General features: G+C 58.8%; 26 protein-coding genes and 1 tRNA gene. 3 read left to right on the plus strand and 24 right to left on the minus strand.

Features of this window, described 5'->3' with window-relative positions; translation table 11 throughout:
* The 24 genes from B7G52_RS13660 to B7G52_RS13775 form a co-directional block, all read right to left on the minus strand.
* Window positions 1–791 (minus strand): retention module-containing protein (locus B7G52_RS13660; protein ID WP_141397467.1); only part of this gene is annotated, 791 nt, incomplete at its 3' end.
* A gap of 77 nt (window positions 792–868) precedes the next feature.
* Window positions 869–1,375: a response regulator transcription factor gene (locus B7G52_RS24390; protein ID WP_305790842.1), complete on the minus strand. Its 507-nt coding sequence runs from the start codon at window positions 1,373–1,375 to the stop codon at window positions 869–871.
* 177 nt (window positions 1,376–1,552) lie between these two features.
* Window positions 1,553–2,968 carry an HlyD family type I secretion periplasmic adaptor subunit gene (locus B7G52_RS13670; RefSeq protein ID WP_096698124.1) on the minus strand — a complete coding sequence of 472 codons (1,416 nt, stop codon included), beginning with the start codon at window positions 2,966–2,968 and terminating at the stop codon, window positions 1,553–1,555.
* A complete protein-coding gene (locus B7G52_RS13675; RefSeq protein WP_096698172.1) occupies window positions 2,965–5,154 on the minus strand; it encodes a type I secretion system permease/ATPase in 2,190 nt (729 codons plus the stop codon). The genes B7G52_RS13670 and B7G52_RS13675 overlap by 4 nt, the downstream gene beginning before the upstream one ends.
* A 509-nt stretch (window positions 5,155–5,663) precedes the next feature.
* Window positions 5,664–5,740, minus strand: a tRNA-Met gene (locus B7G52_RS13680).
* Between the two features lie 18 nt (window positions 5,741–5,758).
* A complete protein-coding gene (gene rplQ, locus B7G52_RS13685) occupies window positions 5,759–6,160 on the minus strand; it encodes a 50S ribosomal protein L17 (RefSeq protein WP_096698125.1) in 402 nt (133 codons plus the stop codon).
* An 83-nt stretch (window positions 6,161–6,243) separates the two neighbouring features.
* Window positions 6,244–7,233 carry a DNA-directed RNA polymerase subunit alpha gene (gene rpoA / locus B7G52_RS13690; protein WP_096698126.1) on the minus strand — a complete coding sequence of 330 codons (990 nt, stop codon included), beginning with the start codon at window positions 7,231–7,233 and terminating at the stop codon, window positions 6,244–6,246.
* Window positions 7,234–7,328: 95 nt separating this feature from the next.
* Window positions 7,329–7,952, minus strand: a complete 624-nt coding sequence (gene rpsD, locus B7G52_RS13695; protein WP_096669184.1) for a 30S ribosomal protein S4 — start codon at window positions 7,950–7,952, stop codon at window positions 7,329–7,331.
* 129 nt (window positions 7,953–8,081) lie between these two features.
* A complete protein-coding gene (gene rpsK / locus B7G52_RS13700) occupies window positions 8,082–8,486 on the minus strand; it encodes a 30S ribosomal protein S11 (protein WP_077592475.1) in 405 nt (134 codons plus the stop codon).
* 17 nt (window positions 8,487–8,503) lie between these two features.
* The gene (gene rpsM / locus B7G52_RS13705) at window positions 8,504–8,869 is read right to left on the minus strand and encodes a 30S ribosomal protein S13 (RefSeq protein ID WP_096669186.1); all 366 of its coding nucleotides are present in this window, start codon (window positions 8,867–8,869) and stop codon (window positions 8,504–8,506) included.
* A gap of 24 nt (window positions 8,870–8,893) precedes the next feature.
* On the minus strand, window positions 8,894–9,007 hold the full coding sequence (gene rpmJ / locus B7G52_RS13710; RefSeq protein ID WP_011481465.1) for a 50S ribosomal protein L36: 114 nt from the start codon (window positions 9,005–9,007) through the stop codon (window positions 8,894–8,896).
* A gap of 28 nt (window positions 9,008–9,035) precedes the next feature.
* Window positions 9,036–9,254: a translation initiation factor IF-1 gene (gene infA / locus B7G52_RS13715; protein ID WP_077563621.1), complete on the minus strand. Its 219-nt coding sequence runs from the start codon at window positions 9,252–9,254 to the stop codon at window positions 9,036–9,038.
* Between the two features lie 5 nt (window positions 9,255–9,259).
* Complete coding sequence (secY, locus tag B7G52_RS13720; protein ID WP_096698127.1) at window positions 9,260–10,579, minus strand: preprotein translocase subunit SecY; 1,320 nt, start codon at window positions 10,577–10,579, stop codon at window positions 9,260–9,262.
* 23 nt (window positions 10,580–10,602) lie between these two features.
* On the minus strand, window positions 10,603–11,034 hold the full coding sequence (gene rplO / locus B7G52_RS13725) for a 50S ribosomal protein L15 (protein WP_096698173.1): 432 nt from the start codon (window positions 11,032–11,034) through the stop codon (window positions 10,603–10,605).
* A 12-nt stretch (window positions 11,035–11,046) separates the two neighbouring features.
* Window positions 11,047–11,229 (minus strand): 50S ribosomal protein L30, encoded by a 183-nt coding sequence (rpmD, locus tag B7G52_RS13730; RefSeq protein WP_077592479.1) that lies wholly within the window; start codon window positions 11,227–11,229, stop codon window positions 11,047–11,049.
* 11 nt (window positions 11,230–11,240) lie between these two features.
* The gene (rpsE, locus tag B7G52_RS13735) at window positions 11,241–11,759 is read right to left on the minus strand and encodes a 30S ribosomal protein S5 (RefSeq protein ID WP_096669190.1); all 519 of its coding nucleotides are present in this window, start codon (window positions 11,757–11,759) and stop codon (window positions 11,241–11,243) included.
* A 17-nt stretch (window positions 11,760–11,776) separates the two neighbouring features.
* Window positions 11,777–12,142, minus strand: a complete 366-nt coding sequence (rplR, locus tag B7G52_RS13740) for a 50S ribosomal protein L18 (RefSeq protein ID WP_077592481.1) — start codon at window positions 12,140–12,142, stop codon at window positions 11,777–11,779.
* Between the two features lie 11 nt (window positions 12,143–12,153).
* Window positions 12,154–12,687 carry a 50S ribosomal protein L6 gene (gene rplF, locus B7G52_RS13745; protein ID WP_096698128.1) on the minus strand — a complete coding sequence of 178 codons (534 nt, stop codon included), beginning with the start codon at window positions 12,685–12,687 and terminating at the stop codon, window positions 12,154–12,156.
* A gap of 22 nt (window positions 12,688–12,709) precedes the next feature.
* Window positions 12,710–13,105 carry a 30S ribosomal protein S8 gene (gene rpsH / locus B7G52_RS13750; RefSeq protein ID WP_096669194.1) on the minus strand — a complete coding sequence of 132 codons (396 nt, stop codon included), beginning with the start codon at window positions 13,103–13,105 and terminating at the stop codon, window positions 12,710–12,712.
* A gap of 18 nt (window positions 13,106–13,123) precedes the next feature.
* A complete protein-coding gene (gene rpsN, locus B7G52_RS13755) occupies window positions 13,124–13,429 on the minus strand; it encodes a 30S ribosomal protein S14 (protein WP_077592484.1) in 306 nt (101 codons plus the stop codon).
* A 7-nt stretch (window positions 13,430–13,436) separates the two neighbouring features.
* Window positions 13,437–14,012, minus strand: a complete 576-nt coding sequence (gene rplE, locus B7G52_RS13760) for a 50S ribosomal protein L5 (protein WP_096669196.1) — start codon at window positions 14,010–14,012, stop codon at window positions 13,437–13,439.
* A 2-nt stretch (window positions 14,013–14,014) separates the two neighbouring features.
* Window positions 14,015–14,335 carry a 50S ribosomal protein L24 gene (gene rplX / locus B7G52_RS13765; protein ID WP_096669198.1) on the minus strand — a complete coding sequence of 107 codons (321 nt, stop codon included), beginning with the start codon at window positions 14,333–14,335 and terminating at the stop codon, window positions 14,015–14,017.
* Between the two features lie 9 nt (window positions 14,336–14,344).
* Window positions 14,345–14,713, minus strand: a complete 369-nt coding sequence (rplN, locus tag B7G52_RS13770) for a 50S ribosomal protein L14 (protein ID WP_007869247.1) — start codon at window positions 14,711–14,713, stop codon at window positions 14,345–14,347.
* A 324-nt stretch (window positions 14,714–15,037) separates the two neighbouring features.
* The gene (locus tag B7G52_RS13775) at window positions 15,038–16,624 is read right to left on the minus strand and encodes a glycerol-3-phosphate dehydrogenase/oxidase (RefSeq protein WP_096698174.1); all 1,587 of its coding nucleotides are present in this window, start codon (window positions 16,622–16,624) and stop codon (window positions 15,038–15,040) included.
* Window positions 16,625–16,911: 287 nt separating this feature from the next.
* On the opposite strand from B7G52_RS13775, the gene glpK reads away from it, so the two are divergent.
* The 3 genes from glpK to proC all read left to right on the plus strand — a co-directional run bounded on the left by glpK (window position 16,912) and on the right by proC (window position 20,507).
* Window positions 16,912–18,405 carry a glycerol kinase GlpK gene (gene glpK / locus B7G52_RS13780; RefSeq protein WP_096698129.1) on the plus strand — a complete coding sequence of 498 codons (1,494 nt, stop codon included), beginning with the start codon at window positions 16,912–16,914 and terminating at the stop codon, window positions 18,403–18,405.
* A gap of 65 nt (window positions 18,406–18,470) precedes the next feature.
* Window positions 18,471–19,664, plus strand: coding sequence for an esterase-like activity of phytase family protein (locus B7G52_RS13785; protein WP_096698130.1), 1,194 nt, complete (start codon window positions 18,471–18,473; stop codon window positions 19,662–19,664).
* A gap of 6 nt (window positions 19,665–19,670) precedes the next feature.
* Window positions 19,671–20,507: a pyrroline-5-carboxylate reductase gene (gene proC / locus B7G52_RS13790; RefSeq protein WP_096698131.1), complete on the plus strand. Its 837-nt coding sequence runs from the start codon at window positions 19,671–19,673 to the stop codon at window positions 20,505–20,507.
* Window positions 20,508–20,562 lie beyond the last annotated feature (55 nt).

Genomic DNA, 20,562 nt, shown 5'->3' on the forward strand with positions numbered 1-20,562 from the left:
ATCACGAAGCTGCCGTAGCTGCCGGCCGTGCCGGTCTGCGCCACCACCGTCGCGCTCGCCGCGTCCAGGTCGCTCAGCGTCAAGGTGCCGCCGGTGCTCAGCACCGCGTTGGTCTCGCTCAGGTTGGCCGTCGCGCTGCTCAAGGTCGAGACTGACCCGAGAGCAGTGGCGCCCGACACAGGCGCCGCCGCCGAAGTCACAGAAGCGCCAGTCGCGGGAAGTGCAGCGGAAAGGCCCTGATCACCCAGATCAGACGCACCCGCCGCATTGTCGGATCGCTGCGTGCCGCCAGTTGGCAAATACCCCAAAGATTGCCTGCCAAGCGAGGCGTATTCATACGCCAGCGGTGCAAGCTCCTCAACCGTTCTTAACAGCTGGACAAAATTGTTGCCATCGTCCGCCCTGATATTGGTGCCGCCGACGTCGGAAGCCGAATTCACCCCGGATGACGTTTCCTGTAACAGCCTGTCAAGGCTACTGCCTTCGTTGATGGCATTAAGAATGCTTGTGAGCTCTCCGACACGTGGCAAAAGGGCGCCGCTGTTGGCATCCGGCAAGACGTTGCCAAAGACCGTTGAATCAAGTGTTACGGTTTCCCTGGAGCGGAGAAGAAACTTCCCCCCCTGATCGAAGGCGAGTTCCACACGGCCGCCAGCAGCCGTGACAATCACTTCCCCTTCAAAAACAGGATCGCCAAACTTGAGAGGGCGCCGCTCACCATCGCTGTTTTGAGCGAAAGCTATGCCTTCAATCAAAACGACATTGCCGACGACGTTGGCTTCTTTTGCCATAGCGAATTCCAGACGGAGTTATTACATTGAGTTTCAATGTAGTCCGTTTGCCTGGCCGGGGGAACTGTACTGAGGTACTAGGTCGAACCCGGACTTTCGGGGCGTCCAGGCGCCTGGCCGTTCACGACCAGCGACAACTGGAGGCGATCCCGTACATGGAGTTTTTCAAGAATGGCACCCACATGCGCCTTGACGGTGCGCTCTGTAATGCCGAGTGCCCGGGCAATTTCCTTGTTGCTGGCCCCGACGGCCAGCGTGGTGGCAACCTCTTTCTCCCGGTCAGTGAGCCCTTTCGACCAGCTCGGCCCCACTGCGGCGGCAGCCCCGCTGGCCTGCGCCTGAACGCGGCTGGTAGCGCTGACCAGTCTCTGCATCAATGACTCGCCAATCCAGAGCCCACCCTGCAACACGACTGCAGCTACCTGAATCAAAACCTGGGCAACGGCGTGCGTATTGCAATACCCCCGTGCACCTGCCGAAAAAGCGGCAATCGCCTCCTCATCTGTCGGCAGATCACTTAATACCACGCATGGGACCAGCTTCAAACGCGGGGCAAGACGTTCTATCTGCATAGCCACCGACATACCCTGCTCCAGCCGCAGCCACACAAGGTCTACCCTGCCCGCATCTGAACCGGGTCTCGCAGTGTGGACTTTGCCGGCTCTTCCCGTCTTGAAAGCCTCACTCCAGCGAGGAAGCATGCGTCCGTGCGGGCAAAGAAATAGATGTCCCGAGTCCTGAATTCCCACTGCCGTCTCGATCTAGCGCTCTGTAAAGGCGGCTTGTTTTGCCTTCAATACAGGTTTGAGAAGATAGGACAGGATGGATTTTTGACCGGTAATAATATCCACTTCAGCGACCATCCCCGGAATGATGGGCAAGCCCTCACCCAGCTTGGATTTTTCCGTACGAACACGCACGGTATAAAAGGTATTGCCGCGCTCGTCAGTGACCGAATCGGCGCCAATAAATTCCAGCTTGGCCTCGAGACCGCCATAAATGGAAAAATCATAGGCGGTGAATTTCACCAGGGCCCGATCTCCTGGTCGCAAGAAAGCGATGTCTTTTGGCAGCACCTTGGCTTCGAGCAGCAGGTTTTCCTCGAGCGGCACAATTTCAATGATGTCCCTGCCAGGCTGGACCACCCCCCCCACCGTATTGACAAGAAGACGCTTGACCGTGCCTTTGACAGGCGAACGCAGAGAGGATTTATCGACCTTGTCCGCCAGCCCAACCCCGCCGGCTGAACTCACGTTTAGTTTTGCCAGGGTATCGGACAACTCCTTGCGGGCTTCACTCTGAAAATTCAGGGTAATTTCCTGAATCTTGCGTGAGGCCTCTTCGATCGCCGACTGTGTTTTTGAAATTTGGGCAGAGGCCATTTCCCGCTCACCCAGAAAACGACCGGTTTCCCGCTCCAGCCGCAGCAATTCGACCTCTGATACAGCACCATCCTTGAGCAAGGGCTTGGTGTACCCCAGTTCCCTGGCGGTCAACTCGTACGCCCGCGACGCCTGCTCCCGCTTCGCGCGCACTTCAACCAGTTCCTGCTGACGCTGAGCCAATTGCTGCCGGGCGATGGCCAGCTGTGCATTCAATGTTGATGTGCTGGCCTCGTAGGCTTGGAGTTCTTCTCCGACTGTTTTTGGCGCCTCGGCAACGGCTTCAGGGGGCGGTACAAAAGGCACCCCTTCGGCAAGAGCACGGAGTCGGGCCGCCTTGGCCAGCAGGGCCAGGTACTGGACGCGGTTTTCCTTCACGGAAGAATCGAAACGCGTCGTATCGATGTTCACCAACACCTGCCCGGGTTCAACAACCTGCCCCTCCTGCACAAGAATCTCGGAAACAATACCGCCGTCCAGGCTCTGCAAAATCTGCAATTGCCTGGAGGGAATGACTTTGCCTTCGCCTTTAGTAATTTCATCGACTTCAGAAAGTCCGGCCCACAAAACCGCCAGAACGAAAACCACGCCGAGGCTATTCACGAGCATCCTGGCTCGCAGTGGTTCCTGGGCAAGCATGGCGCGGTCTGCGTCGCCACCAAATCCTGCGTCCATGCGACGATCGTCTTCCCGCCAGGACGAAAGTGTGCGATCAAGACCAGGCTGCAACATGCGCCGGACAGACTCCAGGCCCGAAATCAAGGGGCGAGCCCACGCTATCCATCGCGGCTTCATGAGGCTTTCCCAATGCGGCCGGCCTTCAGCGCCTCGATAACCTGCTCATAGGGACCATCGGCAACGATGCGGCCCTCGTCGATAACAATAATGCGGTCTGCAAGATCCAGCAATGTGTTTCTATGAGTCACCACAACCATCGTCTTGTGTTTTGCATAGCTGCGCAAGCGTTCCTTGAATTGCGCTTCTGAAGAAAAATCCATGGCTCCCGTCGGCTCATCCAGCAACAACACAGGCGGTTCCAGTAACGTTGCACGGGCGATTGCCACGCCTTGTCGCTGGCCGCCGGAAAGCGACTCTCCCCGCTCGCCAATGATCATGTCAAAGCCCTGGGGATGGCGATTGGCAAACTCGATCAAACCGCCCACCTCGGCGGCCGCCAGAATGGCACCGTCGTCAGCATAGGGGGCAGCGATCGCAATGTTGTCGCGCAAGGTGCCGTAAAAGAGCATGGCATCCTGCTCAACATAACCGACGTTGCGACGCAAATCTGCGGGATCGAGCTGCCGAAGGTCGATGCCATCCATGGTGATCGCACCTTCAGAAGGGGTGTAAAGACCCAGAATCAATCTCTGCAGGGTCGTCTTGCCCGAGCCGACGCGGCCAATCACGACCACATTTTCCCCTGGCTTGATCCTGAAGGAAACTCCACGCAACGCCTCCTGCGTACGCCCGGGATAGCTGAAGTGCACATTGTCAAACACGATTTCCCCTGCGATGTCAGGTCGGTGCACGAAATTTATTTCATCGGAACGTTCACCCGGCTTTTTCATCGTGTCTTCAAGCGAAGCCAAGGCCGTTCTGGCATTCTGGTATTGCATCAAAAGTGCCACAATTTGCCCCAGTGGCGCCATGGCGCGTCCGGACAACATCGTAGCCGCGATCAACCCCCCCATGGTCAGCCTGCCTTCATGAATCAGGTAAACGCCAGCCACGATCATCACGATATTGATCAGCTGCTGCAGGCTCGAGACGACGTTGATCACGGAAGACGACAACAATCGCAGTTGGGCACTCACACGCGCCAGAAACGCTGCGGTGTCCTCGAGCTTGGCCTGCATCTGACTTTCTGCCCCGTGGGCCTTGATGGCCTCCATGGCTGTTAGTGTCTCCACCAACGTGGCATTGCGCATTGCAGAGGCCCTGAAAGTGGTCTCGGAAAGCAGGTGCATCTTGTGCTGAACGATGTAGCTGTAGATAACAACCACCATGACGCCAACAAGGGGTGGAATGACCAGCGGCCAGGATATCCAGCCGAGAACCAGAAAAAAGAGCAGGGCAAACGGGAGGTCAACCACAGCAGTGACTGTGGCCGACGCAATGAAGTCGCGCACCGATTCGAAGGAGCGCAGTGTCGCGGCATAGGAACCCACCGAAGCCGGCCGCTCGGAAAGACGCATCCCGAGCACCCGCTCCATGATCAGCGTGGAGAGCTTGATGTCTATACGCGAGCCCGCGAGATCCACAAAATAACCTCGCATGACGCGAAGGAAATAATCAATGACCAGCACCAGCAACAGGCCGAAAGCCAGCATCCAGAGTGTCTCAACCGCGAAGTTGGGTACAACGCGGTCATAGACATTCATCGAGAAAAGCGGCAACGCGAGCGCAAACAAATTAATGAGGAGCGCTGCCGCCAGGATATCCCGGTAAAGCGGAAACTGGTCGCGAAAAGCGCCCCAAAACCAATGGCGCTGTGGAATGTCAGCCAGCTCAGGCGCACGCTGATCGAAACGAAAGTTCGGCCGCGAGAAAATCGCGATACCGACATATCGACCAAGCAGCTGTTCACGTGACAGCTGCACAACACCCTGCCCGGCCTCCGGGAAAAGCAGGTTTGCCGTTTGCCCCCGATCATCCCAACCCAGCAAAAGACAGGCGCCATCTCCCTCAAGGAGCAGGACAACAGGCAACAGCGCTGAATCGATTTTTTCCAGGGGGCGCCGCAATATCTTGCATGACAGACCCGCGCGCGCTGCAGCGCGGGAAAAGAGGGAGGGAGGAAGACCCGCCTTGGGCAGAGGAAGGCCCGCAGACAGAGCGGCCCGGGTGCTTGGACGGCCGTGTATGCGCGTCAGCTCCACCAGGCAATCGAGCAAGGGATCGTGATGCAGTAAGTCTTCGCGCAAGCCTTGGGCCAAGTGGCTAGCCTCGCTCGTAGGACTGGTCTGCAATGGCACGTTCATGTCACTCATTTCTCGATCTTTAAGATCAGCTCCTTCAAAATTGAAGCCGACACCCGAAGTAACCAATTGTAATAAAATCAAGCACTTGCCGCTACATCTGCAAGTCAGATTTTGTGAGTTGGTGCCATTTTGGTGACATTGCCTGCGTAGTGTGGTGGCTTGACCCCATCACCACCGACCTATCTGGCCCGCTGTCCCCGGTTTGAGAACATACAAGGAGTCTACGCGACACAGGGACGTACAGATTCGCCAATTGCGTCGTTCGAAGATAAAAGTACTGTTGCTCAAGTATGTTACCCCGCCAAGGGCAACCCAACAGCGTCACAAGACACCGGCTTCTCATGGAAATCCCCAAGCAAACCATGAGAAACCGCGAGTCAAGATCCTGAGCCCAATTGACCTGCCCGCAACGGGGGAAAATACCCCGGTGGCTCCAAAAAACGGATGGCGAAAAGCAAAACGCCCACTTGATGTGGGCGTTTTGGTCTCGGCATGATTAGCCGGTAAATTGGTTGCGCGGGCAAGATTTGAACTTACGACCTTTGGGTTATGAGCCCAACGAGCTACCAGGCTGCTCCACCGCGCGTTAAGTATTAATTATACCCTATTCTGACTTGGCAATGTCAGAAGTAGTTTCTTCGGCGAGGTCAGGGCGATCCACCAATTCAACCAATGCCATGGGCGCGTTGTCACCCACACGAAAACCCATCTTCAGGATACGTGTGTAACCACCAGGGCGGGCCTTGTAGCGAGGGCCAAGCTCGGCAAAAAGCTTGACCACCATGTCGCGGTCACGCAGGCGGTCAAATGCGAGGCGCTTGTTCGCGAGCGTAGGCTCTTTTGCCAGCGTGATCATGGGCTCGACGACGCGGCGAAGTTCCTTGGCCTTGGGCAAGGTCGTTTTGATCGCTTCATGCTGAATAAGGGAATTCATCATGTTGCGTAACATGGCCAGCCGGTGTGAGCTGGTGCGATTGAGTTTACGAAGTCCGTGTCCGTGACGCATGGTGCTGTCCTTTCATTTTTTAATTCAGATAGCCGTATCAGGTACTACCTGTGCACTGCCTCCCGAAGGAGGCCAATTTTCAATTAACGCTTGTCAAGACCAGCGGGAGGCCAGCTTTCCAGGCGCATGCCAAGTGTCAGCCCCCGGGATGCCAATACTTCCTTGATTTCATTAAGCGACTTGCGGCCCAAATTCGGCGTCTTGAGGAGCTCGTTCTCCGTACGCTGAATGAGGTCACCGATGTAATAAATGTTCTCCGCCTTGAGGCAATTGGCAGAACGCACTGTCAATTCGAGTTCGTCGACGGGACGCAACAAAATCGGATCAAATTGCTGAGAGCTGCGCTGCACAGGAGTATCAAAAGCAGCCAGTTCATTGCCTTCGAGCTGTGCAAATACAGCAAGCTGCTCAACAAGGATTTTAGCCGAGGCACGGACAGCGTCTTCCGCAGTCACCGCACCGTTGGTCTCGATTTCCAGAACAAGCTTGTCAAGGTCGGTACGCTGCTCGACGCGGGCACTTTCCACGGTATAGCTCACTCGCTTGACAGGCGAAAACGACGCATCCAGGACAATCCGGCCAATCGATTTGGTGGATTCGTCGCCATAGCGACGCATGGTGCCAGGAACATAACCACGGCCGTTTTCGACCTTGATCTGCATGTCGATCTTGCCGCCGTGCGACAAATTGACAATGACGTGCTCTGGATTGATGATTTCGACGTCATGGGGCGTCTGAATGTCGGCAGCGGTTACGGGGCCTTCACCCTCCTTGCGCAAGCTCAACGTGACTTCATCGCGATTGTGCAGCTTGAAAACCACGCCTTTGAGGTTCAGAAGGATATTGACAACATCTTCCTGAACGCCATCAATGGACGAGTACTCGTGCAACACACCGGCGATCGTGACTTCAGTTGCGGCGTGACCCACCATGGACGAAAGTAAAACGCGGCGCAGGGCGTTGCCGAGCGTGTGGCCATAGCCACGCTCGAAAGGCTCCAGAGTCACCTTGGCGCGATTGGCGGCAAGCTGCTCAACGTTAATAGTTTTTGGTTTCAGTAAATTAGTTTGCATGCATTCTTCCTCTCAATACCCTCGGCTCGTTACACCGATAAGGCCGGGTGAAGCGACCCTGCGCATACAGTGCCCCGTATGCGCAGGAACGAAAATTAACGTGAATACAGTTCGACGATCAACGACTCGTTGACGTCTGCAGCAAACTCATCGCGATCCGGCACTTTCTTGAAAATGCCCTCGCCTTTGTCTATGCTGACATCCACCCACGCTGGCATGCCGACTTGCTGCGCCAACTGCAGAGCTTCCGCCACGCGGGTCTGCTTCTTGGACTTGTCACGAACGGCGATCACGTCACCCGTTTTAACCATGTAAGACGGGATGTTGACCGAACTGCCATTGACGGTGATCGCCTTGTGCGACACCAGCTGGCGCGCTTCGGCGCGGGTAGAACCGAACCCCATCCGGTAAACCACGTTATCCAGGCGCGATTCCAGGATAAACAGCAAATTGGCGCCAGTGTTTCCCTTGCGACGATCAGCCTCTTCGAAATAACGGCGGAACTGCTTCTCCAGCACGCCATACATACGCTTGACCTTCTGCTTCTCACGAAGCTGCAGACCGAAGTCTGAGGTCCGGGTACCGGAGGTGCGGCCATGCTGGCCGGGTTTGGAGTCGAATTTGGCCTTGTCACCGATGGCTCTGCGAGCGCTCTTCAGGAACAGGTCGGTGCCTTCACGGCGGGAAAGTTTGGCCTTGGGGCCGAGGTAACGTGCCACTTGAATTCCTTATGTCATCTGCTGCAGAAACTGCAGGAGCCGCAGATAGCAACCTGACGGCGGTGGGCTTGATAAAAACTCGCCCGGCTGGCCTGCGTGAAAACGAGGACCAAACCGGGAAAGCAGAACTTAAATTCGACGGCGTTTCTGGGGTCGGCAGCCGTTGTGCGGCACTGGCGTGACGTCAGCAATCGAATTGATGCGGATGCCAAGCGCTGCCAGCGCGCGAACCGATGACTCACGTCCTGGACCAGGGCCTTTGATTTCGACATCAAGATTCTTGATGCCCTGCTCAATGGCTGCGCGACCAGCGACCTCGGAAGCGACCTGAGCGGCAAAGGGAGTCGACTTGCGCGAACCTTTAAAGCCCTGACCGCCAGAAGAGGCCCACGACAAGGCATTGCCCTGACGATCTGTGATCGTGATGATGGTGTTGTTGAAAGACGCGTGAACGTGAGCGACGCCGTCGGCGACGTTCTTGCGTACTTTCTTGCGAACGCGTTGTGCTGCGTTACTGCTGGGGGCTTTTGCCATAACTACCTCTTACTCAATTATTTCTTCAAGGACTGTGCCGCCTTGCGCGGACCCTTGCGGGTGCGCGCATTGGTGCGTGTGCGCTGACCGCGCATGGGCAACCCGCGACGATGGCGAAAGCCACGGTAGCAGCCGATATCCATCAAACGCTTGATGTTCATCGTGGTTTCACGACGCAGATCACCTTCAATGGTGAATTGCGCGATCTGGTCACGAATTTTTTCCAAGTCACCGTCTGTGAGATCTTTGACTTTTTTGGAATACGCAATATCACATGCTTCGCAAATTTTGCGAGCACGAGTGCGGCCGATGCCGAAAATAGCAGTCAAGCCGATTTCGGCGTGCTGCTGCGGCGGAATATTGATACCAGCGATACGAGCCATGTGCGTCCTCTAAAACTCTTGAAATCAGCCTTGACGCTGTTTGTGGCGTGGGTCTGTGCAAATCACGCGTACAACGCCCTTGCGGCGGATGATTTTACAGTTGCGGCAAATTTTCTTGACCGAAGCTGAAACTCTCATTTCTTTCTCCTAAACTTCTGAACTGTACTTACTTGGCGCGAAACACGATGCGTGCTCGCGACAAATCATAAGGCGTTAACTCAACCGTCACCTTGTCACCAGGAAGAATGCGGATGTAGTGCATTCGCATCTTTCCCGAGATGTGACCCAAAACAATATGACCATTTTCCAGCTTTACGCGAAACGTCGCATTGGGCAAGTTCTCCACGACCTCCCCCTGCATCTGGATAACATCATCCTTCGACATCCCAATCAACCACCTGGTGACGTTTTAAAATTCGCTTTCTTCAGCAGGGATTCATATTGCTGGGACATCATGTAGTTCTGTACCTGTGCCATGAAATCCATGGTGACAACCACAATAATCAGCAACGAGGTTCCACCGAAATAAAACGGCACGTTGTACTTCAAAATCAGAAATTCCGGCAGCAAACACACAAAAGTGATGTAAATGGCGCCAGCCAGAGTCAAGCGCACAAGAATCTTGTCAATGTAACGCGCCGTCTGGTCACCAGGACGAATACCAGGGATGAAAGCGCCACTCTTTTTCAGGTTATCAGCCGTTTCGCGGCTGTTGAAAACCAGGGCCGTGTAAAAGAAGCAGAAAAAGATGATCGCACTGGCATACAGCAACACATAGATCGGCTGGCCCGGCGTCAATGTACCGGCGATATCCTTGAGCCAGCGCGTGCCTTCGCCCGTACTGAACCAGCCAACCACGGTCGCCGGCAACAGAATGATCGACGATGCAAAAATCGGAGGGATCACACCGGCCATGTTCAGCTTCAAGGGCAGATGGGAGGATTGACCGCCATAGACCTTGTTGCCCACCTGCCGCCTGGCGTAATTCACCAGAATCTTTCGCTGCCCACGCTCGACAAACACAACAAAATAAGTCACCAGCACGACAACCGCAACAATCACGATGGCCACCAGAATACTCATGGCACCGGTGCGAACAAGTTCAAGCAAACCGCCAAGTGCACTGGGCAGACCTGCTGCGATGCCGGCAAAAATCAGAATCGAAATGCCGTTACCCAGTCCACGCTCGGTAATCTGCTCGCCGAGCCACATCAGAAACATCGTGCCTGCAGTCAAGCTGACCACCGCCGTCATGCGAAAACCAAAGCCTGGAGCCAGCACCAGACCTGGGGAGCTCTCCAGCGCAATCGCGATCCCCATGGACTGAAACAGCGCCAGACCCAAGGTTCCGTAACGAGTGTACTGCGTGATCTTCCTGCGACCAGCTTCACCTTCTTTTTTCATCTGCTCGAATGTCGGAACGACATAGGTGAGCAGCTGCATGATGATGGAAGCCGAGATATAAGGCATGATGCCCAGCGCAAACACCGTGAACCGCGACAGGGCGCCGCCGGAAAACATATTGAACAAACTCAATATGCCGCCTTGCTGCCCCTTGAACAGCTGCTGCAACTGTCCGGGGTCAATTCCGGGAACCGGAATGTGCGCCCCAACCCGATACACCACCAGCGCAAGCAGCAAAAACACAAGCCTGTTGCGCAGGTCACCGAACTTGCCGGTTTTTGCAATTTGTGCAGAGCTGGTTGCCACTGGTCGTTATCCGTGTATGAGTATTAAGCGATCACGCCGCCAGCGGCTTCGATCACGGCTTTGGCACCCGCAGTCGCACCGATACCATTGAGCTTGACAGCCTTGGTCAGCGCACCCGACTTGATGACCTTGACGTTCTTTGCCAGCTGACCCACGAGGCCAGCTGTTTTGAGCGCCAGCAGATCCACTTCGGCCAAGCCGAGCTGCTCAAGAGCAGTCAAGGTCACTTCCGCATTGAACTTGAGGTTGTGCGACTTGAAGCCGCGCTTGGGCAAGCGGCGCTGCAAAGGCATCTGACCACCTTCAAAGCCCACCTTGTGATAACCACCGGCGCGGGATTTCTGGCCTTTATGACCACGACCGGCTGTTTTGCCGATGCCCGAACCGATACCGCGACCAACGCGACGTTTGGCATGTTTTGCGCCTGCGGCAGGCTTGATTCCGTTTAATTCCATCATAAGCTCCGCTTACAGCACCTTGACCAGGTAGCTGATCTTGTTGATCATGCCGCGCACAGCGGGCGTGTCCTGCAGTTCGCTCTTGCTGTTGATACCGCGCAGGCCCAGACCGCGCACCGTGGCGCGATGGGATTCCTTGGTGCCAATCGGGCTGCGAACCAGCGTCACCGTGAGTTTTTTCTCTGTCGTCATTGCGTATCGCCTTAACCGAAGATTTCTTCGACGGATTTACCACGCTTGGCTGCGATGTCCGAAGCCGTCGTGGAGTTGTTCAGGGCGTCCATCGTTGCACGCACCATGTTGTACGGATTGCTGGAACCATGGCTTTTCGCGACGATATCGGTGATACCCATCACTTCAAACACCGCACGCATCGGGCCGCCGGCAATGATGCCAGTACCTTTGGCGGCTGGCATCATCATGACGCTGGCAGCACCCCAATGGCCGAACACATTGTGGTGAAGCGTGCCGTTTTTCAGGGACACTTTCGTCATGTTGCGACGCGCTTCTTCCATGGCCTTTTGCACGGCCGCAGGCACTTCTTTCGACTTGCCCTTGCCCATACCGACACGACCGTCGCCATCGCCAACCACGGTCAGGGCGGCAAAACCCAAAATCCGGCCGCCTTTGACAACTTTGGTCACGCGGTTCACCGCGATCATTTTTTCCTTCAGACCATCGTCTGGAGCGTCGTTTTGTTGTTTTGCTTGAAACTTAGCCATACTTAATTCCAGTCTGCTTAGAACTGCAAGCCAGCTTCGCGAGCTGCCTCGGCCAGCGCTTTAACGCGGCCGTGGTACGCAAAACCAGCGCGGTCAAACGCTACTTTTTCCACACCTGCTGCTTTTGCCTTTTCGGCAATACGCTTGCCAATGGCCTGCGCAGCAGCAACGTTGGCACCCTTGCCCGAAGCGCCGAGGTCCTTGCGAACTTCGACTTCTGCAGTCGAGGCAGATGCCAGGATCTTGGTGCCGTCGCCAGAGATGACGCTGGCGTAAATATGCAAATTAGTGCGGTTCACCGTCAGACGGGCAACACCTTGCGTGGCAATGCGGATGCGGGTCTGGCGTGAACGACGAAGGCGCTGCTCTTTTTTGGTCAACATGGTGCAGCTCCTTATTTCTTCTTGGTTTCTTTGATCGTGATCTTCTCATCCGAATAACGGATGCCCTTGCCCTTGTAAGGCTCGGGAGGGCGGACGGCACGAACTTCGGCAGCAATCTGGCCGACGCGCTGACGATCCGCACCCTTGATCACCACTTCGGTGGGCGTAGGTGTTGCAACCTGAATACCAGCCGGCATATCCATCACCACAGGGTGCGAATAACCTACCGTCAAATTCAGCTTGGTGCCCTGCGCCTGGGCCTTGTAACCCACACCAACCAGGTTCAGCTTTTTCTCGAAGCCCTTGGTGACGCCCGTCACCATGTTGTTGACCAGCTGACGCATGGTTCCACTCATGGCATTGGCTTCACGCGACTCGTTGGCCGGCGCAAAAGTCAGCTGGCCAGCATCATTCTTGATGGTCACCAGGGCATTTTGCGTCAACGCCAAGGCGCCGAGGGCACCCTTGACATTGATCTGGTCGTCTTTCATCGCCACGTCCACACCCTGGGGCAAGACGACTGGCATTTTTCCTACACGAGACATTTCAGTTACTCCTCAATGCCCGTTAGGCCACATAGCAAAGCACTTCACCACCGATACCGGTAGCGCGCGCCTTACGATCAGTCATGACACCCTGGGGAGTCGTGACAATGGCGACGCCCAGGCCGTTCATGACTTGGGGGATGGCGCCGTGGCCTTTGTAGACGCGGAGGCCGGGGCGGCTGACGCGCTCAATGCGCTCAATCACCGGGCGTCCTGCGTAATACTTCAGGGCGATTTCCAGTTGGGGCTTGCCATCGTTGGCGCTGACGGAAAAGCCATCAATATAGCCCTCATCCTTCAACACCTGCGCAATGGCGACTTTGACTTTTGAAGACGGCACCAGCACAACAGCTTTTTCAACCATTTGTGCATTGCGGATGCGTGTCAGCATGTCGGCAATAGGATCACTCATACTCATTTGCGGTTCTCCTATTGCTTACCAGCTTGCCTTGGTGATACCAGGGATATCACCAGCAAAAGCCAACTCGCGGATCTTGGCGCGAGCCAAGCCAAATTGACGGAATGTGCCACGCGGACGACCCGTGATCGCACAGCGATTGCGCTGGCGTGTCGGATTCGCATTGCGGGGCAACTTTTGCAACTCCAGACGGGCCAGTGCGCGCTCTTCATCGGAGCGTTTGGCGTCGTTGGACGTTGCCTTGAGTTCAGCGTGTTTCTTGGCGAACTTGGCCACGAGTTTGTCGCGCTTCAGTTCACGTTGCAATAAAGCCTGTTTTGCCATGCCCGCCTCAGTTCTTGAACGGAAAACGGAAGCCGGTGAGGAGCGCCTTGCACTCTTCGTCGGTCTTAGCCGTGGTGGTGATGCTGATGTTGAGACCACGCAAGGCGTCAACCTTGTCGTACTCAATCTCAGGGAAAATGATCTGCTCTTTCACGCCGATGTTGTAGTTGCCGCGACCATCAAAGGCCCGACCAGAGATACCACGGAAGTCGCGAACACGGGGCAGGGCCACCGTGACAAAACGATCCAGGAACTCATACATCTGGACGCCACGCAGCGTGACCATGCAGCCAATCGGCAGATCTTCGCGGATCTTGAAACCGGCGATAGCCTTCTTGGCCTTGGTCACCACCGGCTTCTGGCCGGCAATCTTGGTCATGTCGCTGACGGCATGCTCCATGACCTTTTTATCGGCCACAGCCTCACTCACACCCATGTTGAGGGTGATCTTGGTGATGCGGGGAACCTGCATCGGCGATTTGTAGCCGAATTTCTCCATCAGCGCAGGCGCGATTTTTTCGCGGAACTGGGCCTGCAGGCGAGCCTGGGCAGGTGCAGCTTGGGTAGGTGCGGTCTTTGCCATATTTATGCAGCCTTGATTTCTTCGCCGCTGGATTTGAAGACGCGCACTTTTTTGCCGTCAGCCAACAACTTGATGCCCACCCGATCCGCCTTGCCCGTCGCGGCATTGAAAATGGCGACATTGGACTGGTGAATCGGCATGCTTTTTTCGACGATGCCGCCAGTGGCCCCCTTGAGAGGGTTGGGCTTGGTGTGTTTTTTCACCAGGTTGATCCCGTCCACCAGCACATAGCTGTCGTCCTTGCGCAGCGAAATCGTGCCGCGCTTACCCTTGTCACGACCTGCGATCACAATGATCTCGTCGCCTTTGCGAATCTTGTTCATGGCGCGTCCTTACAGAACTTCAGGAGCCAGGGACACGATCTTCATGAACTTCTCGGTACGCAACTCGCGCGTGACCGGTCCGAAGATGCGGGTGCCGATAGGCTCCAGCTTGGCGTTAAGCAACACAGCTGCGTTGCCATCGAATTTGACGAGTGAACCATCGCCACGACGGATGCCCTTGGCAGTACGAACCACCACAGCACTGTAAACCTCGCCTTTTTTGACGCGGCCACGTGGAGCGGCTTCTTTGATACTCACCTTGATGACATCACCGACGCTGGCATAGCGGCGCTTGGACCCGCCCAGCACCTTGATGCACATCACAGATTTGGCACCCGTGTTGTCAGCAACATCGAGTTTGGATTGCGTTTGAATCATTTAAATTAGTCCCAACTTGCACCAGCGCCTTTTCCCAGAGGGAAGACTTGCCAGTCAGTCTTGGGCCCGTCGTCCACACCACAAACCACTTGCGATGCTTCCGTTAGGCAGAATTCTCAGCTTTTTACAGCGAAGCCCACGATTATTAACAAATTTCCCCCGGCTGTCAACACCTGATGCTGTAAATTGTTCGCCAAGTACGCCTCCCCATCAGAGGCATATGCAAAAACAGCGTCAACCCCTTGATGGTCGGGCGCAAGCAGCTATCAAAAATGAAGCGCAGGCAGCCAGCTCTCCGGCGCTGGGCGCAGCGACGGGATGGACTCAGGCCGGCAAAGTCAGGTACTGATCGGCCAAGGCCAGGAAATCGGCGAGCCGGGGATCCACCCCGGTTTCCTGCGCCAGCAACTCAGCCACCGCCGCCGCGAGGGTCCTGGCGAGCGCGGCGTCCAGAAACAGGAGCCGGGAGCGGCGCGCCAGTACATCCTCCACTGTGCGGGCGTACTCGTGCCGGGCCGCAAAACGCACCATCGCCTCCGTCAGGCCGCCGCCCAGCATCCTCTCCGCCCCCGGCAGGGCCTGGACGACAGCCGCTTCGCCCCCGTACAAATGCAGCCCCGGTGCATCGCTGATCTTGTGGACGGATGGCTGGGCGCCCACCAGCGGGAGGCTGGCTGTGACGCCACCCGGGCGTTTTTCCAGCAATTGCGCACCGAAACAGCTGTCCAGCACGTCTTCCGCCATGGCGCGGTAGGTCGTCCACTTGCCGCCGGTCACGGTGACCAGACCGCTCTTGCTGACCAGGACCGTGTGTTCACGCGACAGCGCTTGTGTGCTGTCGCCCTCGTCTTGCGGTGGTTTGACCAGCGGGCGCAACCCCACCCAGATGCTCTTGATATCAGCCGGACCGGGTGCCCGGCTCAGGTAACGCGCCGACTCACCGAGGATGAAGTCGACCTCTTCGCGAAAGGCCAGGGGTTCGCGCGCCAGATCGTTGCGCGGCGTGTCGGTGGTCCCCAGGATGGTCTTGCCCAGCCACGGCACGGCAAACAGGACCCGCCCGTCGGCGGTTTTGGGAACCAGCAGCGCGTGGTCGGTGGGCAAAAACGAGCGATCCACGACGATGTGAACACCCTGGCTGGGCACGACCATGGGTTTGGCCTCGCGGCCTATGGCCTGGCCGTCGAGCAGTCGCAGCTGATCGACCCAGACCCCCGCCGCATTCACAATACATTTGGCTCGCAGCGTAAGTGCTTGCCCACTTTCACGGTCAGCCACATGCAAGCCCACCAGCTTGCCACCCTCATGAACAAGACCGGTCGCAGCACAATAATTGACCAGCAAGGCGCTGGCGCGCGCGGCGCTGCGCGCCAGCGCCAGTGCCAGCCGCGCATCGTCGAACTGGCCGTCCCAGTACTTGACCCCGCCCCGGAGTCCGGCCTGGCGGGCCGTCGGCTGGAGCTGCAATGTTTCAGCGCGATTGAGGAATTCGGTGGGACCCAGGCCGGCCTTGCCGGCCAGCGCGTCATACATCTTGAGTCCGACGCCGTAAAACGGAGCCTCCCAGAACTTGTAGGAAGGCATCACAAAAGGCAGGGGCTGCGCCAGATGCGGCGCATTGGCCAGCAGGCGCGTCCGTTCGTGCAGGGCCTCGCGCACCAGGGAAATGTTGCCCTGCGCCAGATAACGGACCCCGCCATGGACCAGCTTGGTCGCACGGGAAGAAGTTCCCTTGGCAAAGTCGTGCGATTCGACCACCACGACGGAGAATCCGCGTGCCGCGGCATCCAGCGCAACACCGAGGCCGGTGGCCCCGCCGCCGATGATCGCAATGTCGTAGGTATGGGGCGCCTTCAGGCGTTCTATCAGGTCTGCGCGTCGCGTCGGCAACGGGGGAGAATCAAAAATCATGAACTCCATTGTCCATCGCCATTGATTTGCAAGAAACCCCTGAGTAGTTTCGCCTGACCGGCTCTTTCTTGCAGGCAAACGCAGGTGATCCAAGTGAGCCAGGGAATGGCGCGCAGACCAGATGGGGCCGTCGGACCACCTCTGTTTTCCCGGTTTGCCGCTATCTCCTCTGGCCGGCAAGCCCGCCAGCGCCCCCGTACTTCCCCGTAGCGGCTGGCCGCGATCAAGGTAAGCTGCAGGGCCAACTCCCTCCTGAAACCTCCCACCCGCCTCCTGCGATCATCGCCATGACCCACCTGCTTGCCCTGGACCAGGGCACCTCCAGCTCCCGCAGCATCGTGTTTGACGCGCAAGGTCACATCGTGGCGCTCGCGCAGCAGGAGCTGCCGCAGATCTACCCCCAGCCGGGCTGGGTCGAACACGACCCGATGGAGATCTGGCGCACCCAGCTCGGCACGGCGCGCGAGGCTCTGACCAAAGCCGGACTCAAGGCCGCCGACATCCGCGCGCTGGGCATCACCAACCAGCGCGAAACCACCGTGGTCTGGAACCGCAGGACGGGCCGGCCGATCCACCACGCCATCGTCTGGCAGGACAGGCGCGCCGAAGCCACCTGCGCCAGGCTGCGCGAGGATGGCAAGGCCGACCTCATTCAGGCAAAAACCGGGCTGCTGGTTGATGCCTATTTTTCCGGCACCAAACTCAAGTGGCTGCTCGACAACGTGCCGCAGGCGCGGCAGCAGGCAGCGCGCGGCGAACTCGCTTTTGGCACCATCGACAGCTGGCTGATGTGGCAACTCACCGGCGGCGCCCTGCATGCCACAGACGTGACCAATGCCTCGCGCACCATGCTGTTCAATGTGCATGCCAACACATGGGATGCCGACCTGCTGGCGCTGCTGGACATTCCCGAGAGCCTGATGCCACGGGTGTTGCCGTCAAGCACGCACTATGGCGATGTGCTGCCGGACCTGCTGGGCGGGGCCATCCCGATTGGCGGCGTGGCGGGCGACCAGCAGAGCGCCTTGTTCGGCCAGGCCTGCTTCCGGGAAGGTATGGCCAAGAACACCTACGGCACGGGCTGCTTCATGCTGGTGCACACCGGCCACAAATTCCAGACCTCGCACAACGGCCTGCTCACCACCAGCGCGGCGCAGGTCACGCCGCAAACCGAATACGCGCTGGAAGGCAGCGTGTTTGTCGGCGGTGCCGTGGTGCAGTGGCTGCGCGACGGCCTGCACGCGATCCAGGGCAGCGGCGAGGTGCAGGCGCTGGCGCAAAGCGTTCCCGATTCCGGCGGCGTCATGATGGTGCCGGCCTTCACTGGCCTGGGCGCCCCCTACTGGAAACCCGACGCCCGCGGCACCATCACCGGCCTGACCCGCGGCACCACCGTGGCCCACATTGCGCGGGCCGCGCTGGAAAGCATTGCCTACCAGAGCGCGGCCCTGCTGCAGGCCATGAGCCGCGATGCGGTGGCGGCCGGGGCCGCGCCGGTGGCCGAACTCCGGGTGGACGGCGGCGCCTGCATCAACGACCTCCTGATGCAGTTCCAGGCCGACCTGCTGGGCATTCCGGTGGTCCGGCCGGCCGTGACCGAAACCACGGCGCTGGGCGCGGCCTACCTGGCCGGGCTGTCCAGCGGCGTCTATGCCAGCACCGCTGAACTCTCGGCCATGTGGCGCGCAGAACGCACCTTTTTGCCCACCTTGAGCACCGACCGCGCGGCCGGCCTGATGGCGCAGTGGGAGCATGCGGTGCGGCAGACCGTGGCCTTGTAACCCAGAGCCGGCAGACGTCCCCGTTCTGTCACAACGCGTACAGATGGGAAGGCTAGACTCGCTTGATGCTCTGCCCACCTCCGCCCGCCACAGCAACGTTTGCACTGACACGGCGCCGGGCGCTCGGTTACGGCGCTGCCGCTGCGCTGGCCCTGGCGGGCTTGACGCGCCCCAGGCCGACTCTGGCATCGCCGGCGTCATCCCGCCTGCGACTGATCGGCGAAGCCCGTCTGCCGCACCGGCTCCAGTTTCAGGGCACCACCGTCGGCGGCTTGTCGGGTGTGGATTACGACGCGGCCAGCGGCCTGTACTACCTGCTCAGTGATGATGGCTCGAACATCAGCCCGGCGCGGTTTTACACGGCACGCCTTCCTCTGGAAACAGACCGGCTGGGTGAGCCCGTCCTGACGGGCGTGACCAGCCTGCGCCAAGCCGATGGCAGCACCTACCCAGCAGCATTGCGAGGCATCCAGGTTCCCGACCCGGAGGCGATCCGCTGGCGCCCGGCCAGCCAGACCCTGCTGTGGACCAGCGAGGGGCACGCCCTGACAGGCGCTGCACCCGCGCTGCGCGAAAGCCGCACCGATGGCACGCTGGTGCGCGAATTGGCGCTGCCGGCCATGTTCGACTTTCAGCTGACCCGGGGGCCGCGTATCAATCGGGCGCTGGAGGGCCTCGCCCTGAGCCCGGATGGCCGCCAGGCCTGGATCGCCATGGAAGGCGCGCTGCGCCAGGATGGCCCCCTGCCCACCGTGCAGGCGCCGGGCGGGTCCTGCCGCTTCACCCACCTGGACCTGGCCAGCGGGCAGGTCGTGCGGCAAATCGCCTACATCCCCGACGCGATTCCACGCGCACCGGTCCCGCCGGCCACCCAGGCCGACAACGGCGTCACTGAAATCCTGATGCTGGACGCCGACCGCATGCTGGTGCTGGAGCGGGCCTACATGGCCGGGCATGACGCCCTCTCGGGCATTTCGCTGCGCCTTTACCTGATCGACCTGCGCGAGGGAACGGACACGCTGAATCTGACCACACTGCAGCCTGGCGCTTACCAGCCGGTTGCCAAGACGCTGCTCGCCGATTTTTCTGCCTTCACCGGCGCAGGTCCCGGCCACAGGCTGGCCCGCCTCGATAACACCGAAGGCATGTGCTGGGGTCCGCGGCTTCCCAATGGCAACCGCAGCCTGCACTTCATTAGCGACGACAATTTCAATTCGCGGCAAATCACCCAATGGCTGGCTTTTGAATTTTTTGACTGAACCTTCATGACTTCACCCCTTTCCCTAGACAGCAGCGCCATTGCCTTCATAGGCGGCGGCAACATGGCCAGCGCCATCATTGGCGGCCTGCTCCAACAAGGCACACCCGCGGCCCGGATCCAGATCGTCGAGCCCTGGGCCGAGCAGCGCGCCAAGCTCCAGGCACAGTTCGGCATCGCCGCCGAGGCGGCGCCCGGCGCGGCGCTGGCCTCCGCCGGGCTGGTGGTCTGGGCCGTCAAGCCCCAGACCTTCCGGGAAGCCGCCCTGCAAGCCGGCCCGTACACCGGCCAGGCCCTGCACCTGAGCGTGGCGGCCGGCATCCGCTCGGACAGCATGGCCTCCTGGCTGGCGACCGAACGCATCGTGCGCGCCATGCCCAACACGCCGGCCCTCGTCGGCCAGGGCATGACCGCCCTCTTCGCCCGTCCCGCCGTCACCGCCGCCGAGCGCCAGGCGGTCGAGCGCGTGATCCGGACCACCGGCGACCACCTGTGGCTGGCGCAGGAAGAGCAGCTGGACGCCGTGACCGCCCTGTCCGGTTCCGGCCCGGCCTATGTGTTTTATTTCATCGAAGCCATGGTGCAGGCCGGCGCCGAAATGGGGCTGAGCCGCGAACAGGCGCAGCAGTTGGCGGTGCAGACTTTTGTCGGCGCCTCCGCCCTGGCCAAAGCGTCCAGCGAGCCACCGGAGACCCTGCGCGAACGCGTGACCTCCAAAGGGGGAACCACCTACGCGGCGCTCACGTCCCTGGAGCAGGCCGGCGTCAAGCAGCAGTTCATGCGCGCCATGCACGCCGCCCGCCAGCGCGCTGCGGAACTCGGTGACGAGTTTGGTGCGGCCTGATATTTTTAACAAAAAAGGCCCGTAGCCCTTGCTCTACAGTCGCCAACAGCTCCTG

The organism is Polaromonas sp. AER18D-145 (assembly GCF_002379095.1).
Taxonomy (GTDB): Bacteria; Pseudomonadota; Gammaproteobacteria; order Burkholderiales; family Burkholderiaceae_C; genus Polaromonas.